Consider the following 14,391-nt stretch of genomic DNA (forward strand, 5'->3'; position numbering starts at 1 on the left):
TAGGCTTGCACGTTCGCGGATCGTTTGTTCCCTTCGCCGGCATTACCCGGATCAGGTTCAATGGGTATGATCTCAGCCCCACGGCAGCAACTTGCTGGCAGGGCACCCCTAAACTATGCTGCAAAGCTAGAGCGCCCGGCGGGGAGTTCCAAATCGGGCGTGCCGACGCTTTACTTTCGCTTGACAATCAACTATATTAGACTAGCATTCACCAGGCGTAAAAATTTCAACCTCCTCAAACAACCCGCCCCGCTTCACCGTTAGCCTTCTGCTGCCTATTGCCTTTCCGTCGCCTCTTCACCTTCTGTGGTCATGATCAGCCTCATCTACACCCTCGTAGTATTTGCCATCTTGGCCTACTTCATCATTGCCCCCCGCCACCGCTACCAGCAGCCACCCCACTCCGATGGCGACGATGATGGCGGGGAGCCGCTTGATGACGGCCTGCCCGACCTAGACCTGCCGCCGGGCATCTCGCGCCCCATCAACGATTGGGAACCGGATTACGGCCGGCCCTCTAAGCCAGTCCGGCCCATCGAGCCGATATTGCTGTAGACTTTTCCTGCCGAAAAGCGGCCCTCCTGCCTTTGCCTGCCGTTGGCACATCGTGGGTGACACCAGCAGCAGGAAGGCAGAAGAGCCACTTTATTGTGGCTGACTGCGGCTATACTTCTTTGCACATACGCCGGTACGCAACGTGGTCTTTGTAGAAACCCGGGCCTTCTGCCCGCAAACCGAATCGGTGGTAAAAAGCTGTAGCATCCTGTCGGGCATCACATTAGAGGCTATGGGCTCCCACCTCTTGCGCAACGGCAAGTATGTGAAGCAGTAAGCGGGAGCCAATTCCTTGTTTTCGGAAACTGGGGTGAGTGGCAAATTCACGAAAGCGGGCTTCCGGCCCCTCGACGAAAAGCGAAATAACGGCCACCAGCTCATTTTTCACAAAGCCCCCGAAGTGCTTGCCCGTGGCATCATCCTCCAGCTGCACGTAGTGGTAGGGCTTGGCCGGCCACAGCACCAGATGCCGAAGCGGATAGGTATCGGCGGCAGATATGGACCTGATTTCCAACCCTTCGATGCGCATGCCCAGCTACGCTACCGTAATCGAATAGTCGGCGGTGTAGCGCTGGCCGGGTGCCAGCGTCAGGATGCCTTCTTTATCGGCCAACTCCACTGGCTCCCCCACGCTGCCCGCAATGCCTTGCCAGGGCTCGATGCACACAAAGCCGGCTCCCGCGCTCTTGGTCCACAGGCCCAGATACGGAAACCCATCGAAGCGCATGCGCACGGCGCGGCCCGAGGTTGCGTGGCGTAGCGTGAGGTGCGTAAAATCGAATTGCTTCAGCACCAGCGCATCCTGAGCAAACAGCGCATACGTAAGCGGCAGCTCGGCTTGCTGCCGCAGCAGGGGTTCGGTTTCGCCGGTTAGCAGGCCTTCCGCCAGCAGGTAGCGCTCCACAGAAACGGGATGGTCAAACTGAAACGAATAGTCCTCAAACTTCTCTTCCGGTAGCAGCGGGCACCGAAACGCGGGGTGGGCGCCTATGCTGAACAGCAAGTCGGCGGCGGCATCCGGGTTATGTACTTCCCAGCGCACCGTGAGCGTAGCGCCGCGCAGCTGATAGGTGATGCGCAGCACAAAATCGAAGGGATACAGGACGCGGCTGGCGGCATCGGCCCGCAGCTCGAAGGTTAGCTCCTCGGGGGTTTGCCGCACCAGAGCAAACTCCCGGTCGCGGGCGAAACCGTGCTGCGGCAGCCGGTACTCCTGGCCCTGGTGCTGGTACGTATCCTGGGGGAGCCGGCCCACAATCGGGAAGAGCACGGGCGCATGGCGGCCCCAGACCGCCGGGTCGGCGGGCCACATGTATTCCAGCGGGGCGGTATCCGGCAGGTCTTTGCGCACCAGGCTGCACAACTCGGCACCGTGGGCTTGCACGGCCACGCGGCACTGGTCGTTTTCGAGGAAATAGGTCATACGTATAGTTGTTCAGCAGGCTTGGGCCCGCGCTTAGGGCACCACGGCCGGTGGCACGGCATGGATGGCATCGGCCAGCATCGCATCCACGAAATAGCAGGCCTGGGCCAGCCTTTCGGTGGGCGAGCCGCTGATTTCGGCGAAGTTGGACATCTGACTGCTCAGCTCGGTGTGGTAGATGGAGTAAAAGTGCTGGCGGTGGTTGGGGTGTTCCCGCAGCGGGTCGGCCTCCCAGGGAATATCGATGCCGAGCAGCAACACCAAATCGTAGTGCTGCTGCTGAATACGCTGTTTCACCCATTCGGGACACTGCCCAAAAGCATGTTCGGCCCACACCTGAATAACCAGCAGATCGGTGTCGCAGAACACGACCCGGTTGGCCTGCGCGGCGGCCGCTTCCTCGGCCGCCACCTGCCCGCGCGCGATAAGCTCCAGATCGGCCAGTGTGTAGCTGGGGCCGTTTTTTTCCAGGTATTCGCGGGCGTATTCCGGGGCCCAGGCTGTGGCATAGTGTTGGGCCAGCTGGCGACTGAGCGTTGTTTTACCCGTCGATTCGGGGCCGGTGAGAGCTATGCGCAGCATCAGGCAGAAATGGTTTCGGTGGAAGTCGCCACACGGCTGGCCCGGTACCATACCACGTAGCCATACACAGCCAGGATAAGGTAAGCGGCATACAAACCACTGGTCGGATATAGCTGTTTATACCACAAAATAGGCACGTATATCAGGTCAACTACAATCCAGAGCAACCAGTTTTCGAGACGCTTCCGGGTAAGCAGATATTGCGCCGCCAGGCTGCCGGCCGTCGTGAAGCTGTCCCAGTGCGGTAGCGAAGCATCGGTATAGGTTTGCAGGTAGTAGCCGAAAGCCGCCGTAAATGCCGCCACGCCGCCAGCCACGGCGGCCCACTCCCAAAGTCGGGTGCGCGTCACGACCAGCGCCGTGCTCTTGGCACCGCCATACCGCCACGCATACCAGCCATAAAAGCCCATGGCAATGAAGAACCCCTGCAGCAGGCAGTCGGCGTAGAGCTGCGCCCGGTAGTAGACCACGATATACAGCCCGCAGCTTACAATCGCCACCGGGAAGTTCCAGAGCGATTCGCGGGCCGCCAGCCAGACGCAGGCAAACCCGGTCAGGACGGCCACCCACTCCAGCGGAGTGCCACCAGCGGCAGCGGTCCAGAACTCGTACAGGGAGTGTAGCAAAGAGAGTAAGGATTGGTGACGAATTCAGAATAATCGGGATACTGCAGCCCGATGGGAGCCAAAGCTAACCAGTCACCCGCTAATTTTACGGGCTGGCCCACAATTTTACATTCCTTGCTTATGCTCCCCGATATCACTCCTGAAGATCTGCACGCCCGTCTGCAGCACGGCGAAACCCTGCAGCTGCTCGACGTGCGGGAGCCGATGGAGTACGACTACTGCCACCTGCCCAACAGCCAGCTTATTCCGTTGGGGGAAATTACCCGGCGTTGGGAAGAGCTGGCCACCGACCGGCCAGTTGTGCTGATTTGCCACCACGGCGTGCGCTCGGCCCAGGCCCTGGCCTTTCTGCAGCACCGCCACGGCCTGACCAACCTGCTGAACCTGCGCGGCGGCATTCACGCCTGGTCCGTGCGCGTCGATCCGTCGGTAGCAGTTTATTAAGTGGCAATAGCGCCTTATTTTTCTCAGCTTCCCTTATTCCGATACCTGTGCGCCTGCCCGACTTGCCCATCCGTGCGGCTTTGCCCGAGCTGCTTGCCACGCTCGCCGCTACCAACTGCGCCGTGCTGCAAGCCCCGCCTGGGGCCGGCAAAACCACGGTAGTGCCGCTGGCGCTACTGGAAGCAACCTGGATGCCGCCCGCGGGCCGTATCATCGTGCTGGAGCCACGCCGTCTGGCGGCGCGGGCTGCCGCCACTCGCATGGCTAGCCTATTGGGCGAAGCCGTAGGACAAACCGTCGGCTACCGCGTCAGATTGGAAAGCCGCATATCGGCTCAAACACGCATTGAAGTCGCCACGGAGGTAATTCTGACCCGCATGCTTCAGGACGACCCGGCGCTGGAAGGAGTAGCGGCGGTGCTTTTTGATGAGTTTCACGAGCGTAGCCTACAAGCTGATCTGGGCTTAGCGCTGGCCCTCGATGCCCAGGCAGTACTGCGTCCTGACCTGCGCCTGCTCATTATGAGCGCCACGCTGGACGCCGAGCGGCTGGGCAGCTGGCTGGGGGCTCCCGTTGTGCGCAGCGCGGGCTTGCACTATGCCGTTACCACTCAGTATTTGTCACCGGCCCGGGTGGCGGCTGCTGGCCGCCGGCCCAGCGAGCGGCTAGCGGATTTAACGCCGGCCGTTATTCGGGAAGTCCTGGCCCAACATGCCACCGGCGATGTGCTGGCATTTTTGCCCGGCCTCGCCGACCAGCGGCGCACCGCTGAGCGGCTGGCTGGCGTAGTTGCCGCCACCACCGATATTCATGTGCTGCACGGTGAGCTGCCCGCCGAGCAGCAGGACGCCGCTCTGCGCCCGGCGCCCCCCGGCCGACGTAAAGTAGTGCTGGCTACCAGCATCGCCGAAACCAGCCTTACCATTGAGGGCGTGCAGATTGTGGTAGATGGCGGCTATGCCCGCGTACCCCAGTTTGAGCCCCGCACTGGCCTCACCACTTTAGCCACCGTGCCAGTCAGCCAGGCCGCCGCCGACCAGCGCCGGGGCCGGGCGGGCCGCCTGGGCCCCGGCACCTGCTACCGCCTCTGGACTGAAGCCGAACATGCCCTGCGCCCCGCCTATCTGCCACCCGAAATTCTTACTGCCGACCTGAGTACCCTGGCTCTGGAGCTTGCTCTGTGGGGTACGCACGACCCGGCAGCTCTCCGCTGGCTCGATGCGCCTCCTGGGCCTGCGCTGGCGCAAGCCCGGGAGCTGCTGGCACGCCTTGGCGCGCTTACCGCCGAGGGGCAGCCCACGGCACATGGCCGCCAGCTGGCGGGCTTAGGCTTAGTTCCCCGGTTGGGCCATCTGGTGATTAAAGGCAAAGAAGTGGGGCACGGTGCCACCGCCTGCGCACTGGCCGCGCTACTTACTGAGCGGGATATTCTGCGGCTACCGGACGGCACCCCCCCGCCCCCCGACCTACGCCTGCGCCTAGAAGCCCTAAGCACGGGGCGCGCCCCACTGCCCGGGCTTATTCCGGATGCCGGGGCGGTACGGCGGGTGCGCGAGGCGGCGGCCGTGCTTCGCAACCGGACCCACATCCGCGACACGCCCCTGGAGCCGGACGCGGCCGGCTTGCTGGCTGCCCTAGCGTATCCCGATCGGCTGGCGCAGCGTGAAACCGCTGAGCGCGTGCGCCTGATTACGGGACAGCGCGCGGCTCTGCCGGCGGAGCATTACAGCCAAGGAATTCCCTTTTTCGCCATTGCTCATCTCGATGGCCCACCTCACGCTCCCCGGGCCGCTCTGGCAGCCCCGGTGGAGCGCGAAGAGTTGGAGCAGCATTTTGCGGGCCTCATCGAAACTGTGGAAGAAGTACGCTGGGATGCTTCTGCCGGTCGGGTGGTGGCACGCCGCATTCGGCGGCTGGGAGCCCTCGCCCTTTCTGAGTCTCCCCTCACGCAACCAGCTACGACAGCCGTGGCCGCAGCCGTGCTGGAAGGCTTGCGACTTGGCGGCCTCGCACGTTTGCCCTGGACCGACGAAGCCCGGCAGCTTCGCGACCGGCTGGCCTTCGTGCATCATTTGCAACCAGCCGAGTGGCCTGACGTGTCGGATGAGACCTTGCTAACGGAACTGCTAGGCTGGCTCGGCCCCTATCTGGAAGGGGTGCGTAATGCGGCCGACATAAACCGGCTACCGCTGGTCGAAGCGCTACTTCACTGGCTGCCCGGCGGCTGGGCGCAGCGCCAGGAGCTGGATCGGCTGGCCCCTTCGCACTGGCAAGTCCCCAGCGGCTCCACTATTGCCTTGGATTATGCCAACCCGGCGGCCCCAGCGCTGGCCGTGCGTTTGCAGGAAGTGTTTGGCCTGCTCGATACCCCGCTGGTGGGCGGAGGTCGGGTTCCGCTTACCCTGCATTTGTTGTCGCCGGCTCGCCGGCCAGTGCAGGTTACCCGCGACCTGCGTAGCTTCTGGACCACCGGCTACTTCGATGTGCGCAAAGACCTGCGGGGCCGCTACCCCAAACACCATTGGCCCGATAACCCGCTGGAAGCCCCGGCCACTCGTGGCACGAAGAAGCGCCCAGGCTAGCATTTAAGAGGTCACGAGAGGCTTACCGCTCTCCTGCACTACACTTGCGGCTGGTATGCGCAGCCTTGCTGGTGCCAAACAGTGCCTTTGTACTGCATAGACCGGGCAATTTGGTGGTCCAATGTTATCATTTCGAAAAACCAGTTTTCGCCCCCAAAATACAATAGTAACAATTTGGTAATGCGGGTAACAATTGCGTAACATTAGTATATGTTGCACAGTGTCCGCTTAGCCTTTTTTATAACCGTCTTCATGTTGCTGGCCACCAACGGGTGGGCACAAAGCTCCACGCTGCCCCGAACGCAAGCGACGAATACTACGGCTTGGCTAATGCTGTTTAGTGATACCCGCCTGAACAACCGCTGGGGCTGGCACGCGGAAGCCCAGTGGCGGCAGGCGAAAGGAGTGGATGCCACTGGCCAGAATATTCTGCGGGTAGGCGTCAACTATCATGTCAGTCCGGCGTTACAACTCACCGGAGGCTACGCATATGCGCTTCCGTTTCCGACCGGCGACAACCTTTCGACCGTGCGGATGCCGGAGCACCGCACGTACCAACAGGTTCAACTCACCGACTCGCAGGAGCGGCTGCATGTGCAGCACCGCTACCGGCTGGAGCAGCGCTGGGTGCGGTTTGGGCCCCAGCAATCCTTCACGTACCTGAATCGAGTGCGCTACCAGCTTCGGCTGGCAATGCCGCTCTTCGCTCCCAGGATTAAGCCGGGAGTATCGTATCTGGTGGCGGCCGATGAACTCTTTATTGGCTTCGGAGCCAATGCGGGGCGTACTATCTTCGATCAAAACCGTGCTTATGCCGCGCTGGGCTACCAGGCCACGAAATCGTTGGCAGTAGAAGTCGGCTATCTCAACCAGCTAGTGCAGAAGCGTGCGGCGACGACGACGAAAACCACCCATGCTCTACAGTTGGGCTTCGCTTACAGCCCTGATTTTCGGCCCATACCCACTATTGCGGCAGCAGCTACACAATAAAGTCGCCCGCTGGTCCGATAGCAGGACAGCTATGTTAAACCTTAACACACGCTTACCAAACTTTTCCTCGTAGCTTTACCCGGCAATAAGCGGTACCTAATCATCTTATTGCCATGGCCAACGTGCTACCCAAAATCGTCTTCGAGGCTCTCACCTACGACGACGTCCTGCTGCTACCTGCCTACTCGGAGGTATTGCCCCGCGACGCGGACACCAGCTCCCAGCTTACCCGCAACATCCGCATCAAGCTCCCGTTCGTTTCGGCAGCGATGGATACCGTGACCGAAGCCGAAATGGCCATCGCCGTGGCGCAGGAAGGAGGAATCGGTATCATCCACAAAAATATGAGTATCCGGGCCCAAGCCGAGTTGGTTCGGCGGGTGAAACGCTCGGAAAGCGGAATGATTCTGGACCCATTTACGCTGGAAGAACACGCGTCCCTGGGGGATGCCAAACGCCTGATGCGCGACAATAAAATCGGTGGAATCCCGATTGTAGACGCCCAGCGACGCCTCAAAGGCATTCTGACCAACCGCGACCTGCGCTTCGAGAAAGACATGAACCGGCCCGTATCCGAGGTCATGACCAAGGATAAGCTGGTGACCGCCAACGCCGGTACGGAACTGGCGCGCGCGGAAGAAATCCTACAGGACTCGAAAGTCGAGAAACTACCGGTAGTAGACACCGAAGGCCGGTTGGTGGGCCTGATAACGTACCGTGACATCCGCAAGCGCCGCCGCAGCCCCAACGCCTGCAAAGATGAGTTTGGCCGCCTGCGCGTAGGAGCCGCCGTCGGCGTCACGCCCGACTTGCTGGAACGCGTAGCCGCCTTGGTCGAGGCTGGCGTTGACGTCGTGAGCGTCGATACGGCCCACGGCCACAGCAAAGGCGTGCTCGATGCCGTACGCAGCATCAAGGCTACGTTTCCGCAGCTCGATGTAATAGCCGGCAACGTAGCCACCGCCGAAGGAGCTCGTGCCTTGGCCGACGCCGGAGCCGACGCCGTGAAAGTAGGCGTAGGACCGGGCTCGATCTGCACCACCCGCATCATTGCTGGTATTGGGGTGCCCCAGCTGACGGCCGTGATGGAAGCGGCGCGGGGTCTGGAAGGCACCGGTGTGCCCCTCATTGCCGACGGCGGCGTAAAATTTTCCGGCGACGCGGTGAAGGCCCTGGCCGGGGGTGCTTCGTCCATCATGGTAGGCTCGTTGCTGGCTGGCACCGAAGAAGCTCCCGGGGAAGTAACGCTTCACGAAGGTCGCAAATACAAGTCGTACCGCGGCATGGGCTCAGTAGAAGCCATGGAGGACGGCTCTAAGGACCGCTATTTTCAAGATGCCGAAGACGACGTAAAAAAGCTGGTACCGGAAGGAATCGTGGGTCGGGTGCCGTTCAAAGGCGGAGCGGGTGAAGTCCTCTACCAATTGGCCGGCGGTCTGCGGGCGGGCATGGGCTATTGCGGCGCGGCCACGATTGAGGAGTTGCAACAGGCCCGCATGGTGCGCATCACCAACGCGGGCCTGCGCGAGAGTCATCCGCATGACGTGCAGATTACCCGGGAAGCCCCGAATTATAGCAGTCGCTAAGCTTTCCTACTATACCTTGTAGAAGAAGCCAACTGTCATGCTAGACAGTTGGCTTCTTTTTTCGCAACTTCGTACGGCAAATACGCCAGGCAAAGTACGCGGGCAGATTTACCAATCAGGCCGTACCTTGCGGCTACATCACGGAGTGCCCCACACAAGGCACGACCGTTAGCATTTTACTTCTATTCATGCCCTTTCATCAGAAGCTGAAAGCTATTATCCTGCCCTTCACACTGCTGAGTTGGCTGATATTGCTGACCAGTACCCTGCTGCATGCCAGCCCTGCTGCTGCTGCCCGCGTAGGGTTGCCGCCGGAGTGGGTGACGCTGCTGGCTCAGGCCTTTTTTGTACTTGGCGTATTCCTGCACCAGCGCAGCCGCCCCGATCCGCTCCGTGGTACCGACTTCGTAGGGCTGCTTCGTCAACTGGTGCTGGGGCCGGGCTTGCTGGCGGCGGCATGCGTGGGCCTGCATCTGTTCGAGCGCTTCGTACAGTATCAGCAGCCTGGTGCCGACCGACTACTGTTTGCCGGCGTGTATACCATCAATTTGGGGCTGTTCATCGTGTTCCTGGCCTACGCCAATTACGCGTGGCGGTCGTTGGTACTCTTTCGCTCCACGCCTCGTCTGCGCCGCGACTGGGTTTGGTTTGAGATACTGCTGGGCACCACGCTGCTGTTTCGGCTATTTGGCTGGACGCCTCCGGCTCCCGTCGCGTATTTTATTCTGGGTGGAGTAGCCGTGTTCGGCTTTTATATGAGCGGCAACCAGAAATGGGTGGCCTACCTGAACCGCCGCCAGAAGTGGGAAGTAGTGTTCATGCAGTTGACGCTGCTCTTGTGCTTGGGGGTCTTCACCCTGTATTTTCTGCGTATTGGCCAAGATACTCAATCAGTAGCCCCCGAATCCCAGCACTCTTTCTTGCTGCTCATGGTTTTCTTCGCTGGATTTTATGCGCTGGCGGGGCTTCTGGTCACATTTTTTAATTTGCCCACAGTGGGTGTTTTTGAGCAAAAACGGGAAGAAATCCTCGGCCTGCAGCGCCTGACCCAACTTATACAGAAAGGCCAGAGCGAGGAAGAAGTGTACCAGATGTTGTTCGAAGCCGCCATTCAGACGGTGGAAGCCGACGCGGCTTGGCTCGATATTGAAACCGATGAAGCGCTACATACCGGGCAGCGTCATGTTATCAGCGAGGCCCACGTAGAGGCTATCCGTACGCTGCTAACCGACTATAACCTGGGTCAGATTGAATACCTCAATAACGACTTACCCAACAGCAGCGGCTTCCGCAGCCTCGATTTACCTTACGGCTCCCTCATCGTGATGCCGATGCGCTCGGCCAAGCGCCACTACGGTGCCTTGTATATGTTGAAAGAGCAGCGGCAGAGCTTTGACCGGGAAAACCTGAGCCTGCTGCAAACCTTTACGAGCCAGACGGTGCTGAGCATCGAAAACCTACAGCTGGTAACGGCTTCGCTACAGAATGAGCGGGTGAAGGAGGAGTTGAAAATTGCTTCTTCCGTCCAAGACAGCCTGATTCCGAAAGACCTGCCCATCGACGACTGGTTTGAGATTGGTTCGCACGCGCTGGCGGCCAAAGAAGTCGGCGGCGACTTTTATGACTTTCTGCACCTGCCCGGCAAGCGCCTCGCCATCCTAATCGGCGACGTATCGGGCAAGGGCATCACGGCGGCCTTCCACATGGCCCAGATGAAAGGCATTTTCCACGCCTTGATGCAGGAAAATCCGTTGGCAAAAGACGATCGGGAAAAATTTCCGGTACCCAGCAAGTTCATGTCGATGGCCAACCGGGCCCTGACCCATTGCCTGGAAAAGTCGTCTTTTATCACGGCGGCGCTCTACATCGTCGACTACGAGCACGGCGGGTTCGTGTTTGCCCGCGCCGGCCATTGCCACACGCTCTACTACCACTCCATCAAGGAGGAGGTATCGTATTTCCGCACGGCTGGCCTGGGCTTGGGCATTATTCGAAACGACTCCTACGAGAAGCACATCAAGAATCAATTCTACGACTATAACCCCGGCGATGTGATGGTGATTTACACCGACGGGATTGTGGAAGCACGCGGTGCCGACCAGGAAGAGTACGGCGAAGAGCGGCTCAAGCAGATGCTGGAGCACACCTACTATCTGGAGGCGGACGCAATCAAGCAGCAGATTCTGAACGACCTCAACGAGTTCAGCAAAGGCCAGCCGATGCATGATGACCAAACGCTTTTGGTCATCAAGTTCAAAGCAGCTCAACCAGAAGCAAATATCTAACGTACAGTGGAGGCATGAAAATAACGCAACAAACTACCGAAAATACCCTCACGCTTAGCCTGGATGGAGAGTTGGATGCCAGCTCCTCGGTTTTGCTCGACACCGAACTCACCAAACCGGAAGTACTCGACTACCGCAAAGTGCTGATTGACTGCCAGCGTCTGAACTACATTTCGTCGGCGGGTCTGGGCGTTTTTATCTCCCACTTGCAGCGCTTTCAGGACGCCAACGTCAAGCTGGTATTCTTCAACATGCAGGAGAAAGTGCACAATGTGTTTGAGATTCTGGGCCTCGATACCCTGATGACCATCGTACCCTCGGAGGCGGAAGCCACTGCTATTTAGAATTACAGGGGGCCTAGGAGGGAATGAAAAACGCAATCCGCATCAGTTGCAGCCGGCACAACCTGAAAGTAGTGCGCGACTTCGTAAGCACCTATCTGGCTGCCTACGACTTGTCGGATTTGCATCTCAACCAGATTATCCTGGCCGTTGATGAGGTGGTTGCCAACCTGATTATCCACGCCAACCACGAGGATGAGTCGCAGTTTCTGGAGCTGCGGGTAACGGTGGAGCAACAGGTGTTCGAAATCGAAATCGAAGACGACAGCGTTTCTTCCTACAAACCTTCTCTATACCGCGAGCCGGATTTGCAGGAACACATCCGGACCGGCAAAAAAGGCGGGGTGGGCATGACGCTGGTCAACCGGATTATGGACCGGGTAGAATTCACCACCACCGGCACTCATAATGTTTGCCGCTTGTACAAGCGCCTTGCCTAATACACCTGAAACTTCTACGAAAAAGCACCTCGGAAGCGAAGTGCTTTTTTTATGCCTCTTGCAACCTGCGCGGGCAGCGGGAGCCAAAAAAAAATGCGTAAAATTGCATCGGGCAGCCTTCCGTCTTAGCTTGTTGCGAAGGCTGTACGCTTTGTAGTATCTTATTTTTCGTATGCACAAACGCATTTTGTACGCCGGCCCGCTGGCCGCTGCCCTGCTGGCCGCTGGCTGCCAGACCACCAAATCGACTACCACTGCCAAACAACCCGTTATCGAAACGCTGGGCACCTACGAGGTGCCGGCCGGGGAGTTTGCGTATGTGTACCGGAAAAATAATAGCTCGGCCCCGGAGTTTGGCACCAAGCCCAGCGTTGCGGAATACCTGGACCTGTATACCAACTTCAAGCTGAAAGTGCTGGACGCCGAGAAGCGCGGCCTCGACACCACCCAGGCCTTCCAGCGCGAGCTGGAAGGCTACAAGCAGCAGCTGGCCCAGCCCTACCTCACCGAGAAAAGCGTGACCGACCAGTTGGTGCGCGAGGCCTACGACCGGATGAGCAAGGAGGTGAGCGCCTCCCACATCCTGCTACGCCTTGCCCCCGACGCTGCTCCGCAGGACACGCTGGCCGCTTACAACAAAATAATGGCGCTGCGCCAGCGCGTGACGGGCGGCGAAGACTTTAATAAGGTGGCGGCCGAGACTTCCGAAGACCCATCGGCCCGCGACAATGGCGGCAAGCTCGGCTACTTCACGGCCATGCAGATGGTGTACCCGTTCGAGTCGGCGGCCTACCGCACCAAGGTGGGCGAGGTGTCGCAGCCGGTGCGCACCCGCTTTGGCTATCACATCATCAAGGTAAACGACGTACGTACGGCCCAGGGCGAGATTAAAGTAGCGCACCTGATGATTCGGGCGACGCCCGGTATGCCTAAGGCAGACTCAGTAACGGCCAAAAAGAAGGTTGACGAGATTTACAGCCGCTTGCAGCGCAAAGAAGAATGGGAGAAGCTCGTAGCTCAGTTTTCGGAAGACGCCGGCTCGGCGGCCAACGGTGGCGAGCTGCCGCCCTTTGGCACCGGCCGCATGATTCCGGCTTTCGAAGAATCGGCCTTTAAGCTGCAGAAAGCCGGTGATTTGTCGACGCCCGTGCAGACGCCGTATGGCTGGCATATCATCAAGCTCATCGAGAAGCAGCCCGTGCCCAAGTTTGAGGACATGGAGGCTTCCCTGAAAGGTAAAGTATCGAAAGATTCCCGTTCGGAGCTCAACCGGACGGCCTTTTTGAAGCGCATCCGGACGGAAAACCAGTTTGCCGAGAACAAAGCCAGCAAAGAGTATGTGTTTACCAAAGCCGATACGGCGCTGGTAAACGGCCGTTTCAAGTACACCGCGCCGCCTGCGGTAGCGAAGGCCAGCAAAACGGTGGGTGATAACTCGCCGCTCTTTACTATTAAGGGAAAGCCGTACCTGGTGAAAGACTTTCTGCTGTATGCCCAGCAGAACCAGAAAGCCAAAGCCGGTGCCGCCCCCCGCTACAGCATGCAGCAGCTCTACGCCCAGTACGTGGACCAGACGCTGACTGACTACGAGAAAGCCAACCTCGAAAACAAGTACGAAGACTACCGCATGCTGGTGAAAGAGTACCGCGACGGTATTTTGCTCTTTCAGCTGATGGACGAGAAAGTATGGTCGAAAGCCATTGAGGATACGACCGGGCTGCAGAAGTTTTTTGCCGAGAACCAGAGCAAATACCAGTGGGAGCCTCGGGTGCAGGGCACGGTCATCAGCGCTGCTACGCCGCAGCTGCTGAGCCAGGCCCAGACCCAGTTGAAGGCTGGTCGCTACGAAGTAAAGCGCGTGAATCCCCAGACCGTTACCTTCCTGACGGGTAAAACCAACGTAATTCACGGTGCCTGGGCGGGCCTCGACCGTCTGGCCAGCCGCCTGCAAACCGACACGACCCTGACCCTGACCATCACGGGCCGCACCAAGCGTGGCGAAGCCGCCGCCCTGGCCAGCCGCCGGGCCGCTAGCATCAAAACGTATCTGTCGACCAAGGGTGTGCCGGCGCGGCGCATCACCACGACTACTACCAAAGCCGCCGCCGATGGCACGGCGCTGCTAGCCCTGACCAGCACCAGCACCACGGCGCTGGAGGAAAGCCTGAACGAACAAAATCCGCTGGCGGTGCAAGTTCTACAGCGCAGCTTCCCGAAGGGGGATAATAAAGTGGTCGACGAGCTTAGCGACAAAGGCCCCGGTACCTACACGGTCACCAAAGATGGCCGCTACTATGCCGTTACCATCAACCAAGTGTTGCCAGCCGGCCCCAAAACGCTGGCTGAAGCCCGGGGTCAAGCCACTTCCGATTACCAGAATTACCTGGAGAAACAATGGATTACGCAGCTGCGCGACCAGTATCCAGTGAAACTAAACCAGAGCGAAGTCGACAAGCTGGTAACCAAATAAGTTCTGTCTGCTGCGGCACGACTCCTCCAGAAGCCTCGGCCCCAACCGAGGCTTCTTTTTTGGCTTT

At 59.4% G+C, this 14,391-nt stretch carries 13 protein-coding genes and 1 riboswitch; of the genes, 9 read left to right on the top strand and 4 right to left on the bottom strand.

Features of this window, described 5'->3' with window-relative positions; translation table 11 throughout:
• Window positions 1-9: 9 nt before the first annotated feature.
• A riboswitch (TPP riboswitch) is annotated at window positions 10-120 on the bottom strand.
• 192 nt (window positions 121-312) lie between these two features.
• Window positions 313-555 carry a hypothetical protein gene (locus E5J99_RS01515; protein WP_135495953.1) on the top strand — a complete coding sequence of 81 codons (243 nt, stop codon included), beginning with the start codon at window positions 313-315 and terminating at the stop codon, window positions 553-555.
• 223 nt (window positions 556-778) lie between these two features.
• On the opposite strand, the gene E5J99_RS01520 is transcribed toward E5J99_RS01515, so the two are convergent.
• Genes E5J99_RS01520 through pnuC form a run of 4 tightly spaced genes read right to left on the bottom strand, consistent with a single transcriptional unit; the run spans window position 779 to window position 3,186 of the window.
• On the bottom strand, window positions 779-1,084 hold the full coding sequence (locus E5J99_RS01520) for a GNAT family N-acetyltransferase (protein WP_135495954.1): 306 nt from the start codon (window positions 1,082-1,084) through the stop codon (window positions 779-781).
• 6 nt (window positions 1,085-1,090) lie between these two features.
• On the bottom strand, window positions 1,091-1,978 hold the full coding sequence (locus E5J99_RS01525; RefSeq protein ID WP_135495955.1) for an aldose 1-epimerase family protein: 888 nt from the start codon (window positions 1,976-1,978) through the stop codon (window positions 1,091-1,093).
• A gap of 33 nt (window positions 1,979-2,011) precedes the next feature.
• Window positions 2,012-2,560: an AAA family ATPase gene (locus E5J99_RS01530; protein ID WP_135495956.1), complete on the bottom strand. Its 549-nt coding sequence runs from the start codon at window positions 2,558-2,560 to the stop codon at window positions 2,012-2,014.
• Window positions 2,560-3,186 carry a nicotinamide riboside transporter PnuC gene (gene pnuC, locus E5J99_RS01535; protein WP_167851928.1) on the bottom strand — a complete coding sequence of 209 codons (627 nt, stop codon included), beginning with the start codon at window positions 3,184-3,186 and terminating at the stop codon, window positions 2,560-2,562. The genes E5J99_RS01530 and pnuC overlap by 1 nt, the downstream gene beginning before the upstream one ends.
• A 120-nt stretch (window positions 3,187-3,306) precedes the next feature.
• Between pnuC and E5J99_RS01540 the strand changes: the two genes are divergently transcribed.
• The 8 genes from E5J99_RS01540 (at window position 3,307) to E5J99_RS01575 (ending at window position 14,324) form a co-directional block, all read left to right on the top strand.
• Window positions 3,307-3,630, top strand: coding sequence for a rhodanese-like domain-containing protein (locus tag E5J99_RS01540; protein ID WP_135495958.1), 324 nt, complete (start codon window positions 3,307-3,309; stop codon window positions 3,628-3,630).
• 47 nt (window positions 3,631-3,677) lie between these two features.
• A complete protein-coding gene (hrpB, locus tag E5J99_RS01545) occupies window positions 3,678-6,212 on the top strand; it encodes an ATP-dependent helicase HrpB (protein ID WP_135495959.1) in 2,535 nt (844 codons plus the stop codon).
• 330 nt (window positions 6,213-6,542) lie between these two features.
• Window positions 6,543-7,202: a DUF2490 domain-containing protein gene (locus E5J99_RS01550; protein ID WP_167851929.1), complete on the top strand. Its 660-nt coding sequence runs from the start codon at window positions 6,543-6,545 to the stop codon at window positions 7,200-7,202.
• 113 nt (window positions 7,203-7,315) lie between these two features.
• Window positions 7,316-8,788, top strand: coding sequence for an IMP dehydrogenase (guaB, locus tag E5J99_RS01555; RefSeq protein ID WP_135495961.1), 1,473 nt, complete (start codon window positions 7,316-7,318; stop codon window positions 8,786-8,788).
• 188 nt (window positions 8,789-8,976) lie between these two features.
• Complete coding sequence (locus E5J99_RS01560) at window positions 8,977-11,073, top strand: PP2C family protein-serine/threonine phosphatase (RefSeq protein ID WP_135495962.1); 2,097 nt, start codon at window positions 8,977-8,979, stop codon at window positions 11,071-11,073.
• A gap of 14 nt (window positions 11,074-11,087) precedes the next feature.
• Window positions 11,088-11,417 carry an STAS domain-containing protein gene (locus E5J99_RS01565; RefSeq protein WP_135495963.1) on the top strand — a complete coding sequence of 110 codons (330 nt, stop codon included), beginning with the start codon at window positions 11,088-11,090 and terminating at the stop codon, window positions 11,415-11,417.
• 23 nt (window positions 11,418-11,440) lie between these two features.
• Window positions 11,441-11,854: an ATP-binding protein gene (locus E5J99_RS01570; protein ID WP_135495964.1), complete on the top strand. Its 414-nt coding sequence runs from the start codon at window positions 11,441-11,443 to the stop codon at window positions 11,852-11,854.
• Window positions 11,855-12,026: 172 nt separating this feature from the next.
• Entirely contained in the window at window positions 12,027-14,324 is a 2,298-nt protein-coding gene (locus E5J99_RS01575; protein WP_135495965.1) for a peptidylprolyl isomerase, read from the top strand.
• Window positions 14,325-14,391 lie beyond the last annotated feature (67 nt).

Origin of the sequence: Hymenobacter elongatus, from assembly GCF_004745955.1 — a bacterium.
In the GTDB taxonomy this organism is placed as follows: Bacteria; Bacteroidota; Bacteroidia; order Cytophagales; family Hymenobacteraceae; genus Hymenobacter; species Hymenobacter elongatus.

What these genes read in the sequence shown, in the direction of transcription:
- E5J99_RS01565 (WP_135495963.1), top strand. Translation starts at nt 11,088, where the DNA reads ATGAAAATAACGCAACAAACTACCGAAAATACCCTCACGCTTAGCCTG.
- guaB (WP_135495961.1), top strand. Translation starts at nt 7,316, where the DNA reads ATGGCCAACGTGCTACCCAAAATCGTCTTCGAGGCTCTCACCTACGAC.
- E5J99_RS01530 (WP_135495956.1), bottom strand. Translation starts at nt 2,560, where the DNA reads ATGCTGCGCATAGCTCTCACCGGCCCCGAATCGACGGGTAAAACAACG.
- E5J99_RS01560 (WP_135495962.1), top strand. Translation starts at nt 8,977, where the DNA reads ATGCCCTTTCATCAGAAGCTGAAAGCTATTATCCTGCCCTTCACACTG.
- E5J99_RS01540 (WP_135495958.1), top strand. Translation starts at nt 3,307, where the DNA reads ATGCTCCCCGATATCACTCCTGAAGATCTGCACGCCCGTCTGCAGCAC.
- E5J99_RS01570 (WP_135495964.1), top strand. Translation starts at nt 11,441, where the DNA reads ATGAAAAACGCAATCCGCATCAGTTGCAGCCGGCACAACCTGAAAGTA.
- E5J99_RS01515 (WP_135495953.1), top strand. Translation starts at nt 313, where the DNA reads ATGATCAGCCTCATCTACACCCTCGTAGTATTTGCCATCTTGGCCTAC.
- E5J99_RS01520 (WP_135495954.1), bottom strand. Translation starts at nt 1,084, where the DNA reads ATGCGCATCGAAGGGTTGGAAATCAGGTCCATATCTGCCGCCGATACC.
- E5J99_RS01575 (WP_135495965.1), top strand. Translation starts at nt 12,027, where the DNA reads ATGCACAAACGCATTTTGTACGCCGGCCCGCTGGCCGCTGCCCTGCTG.
- E5J99_RS01550 (WP_167851929.1), top strand. Translation starts at nt 6,543, where the DNA reads ATGCTGTTTAGTGATACCCGCCTGAACAACCGCTGGGGCTGGCACGCG.
- E5J99_RS01525 (WP_135495955.1), bottom strand. Translation starts at nt 1,978, where the DNA reads ATGACCTATTTCCTCGAAAACGACCAGTGCCGCGTGGCCGTGCAAGCC.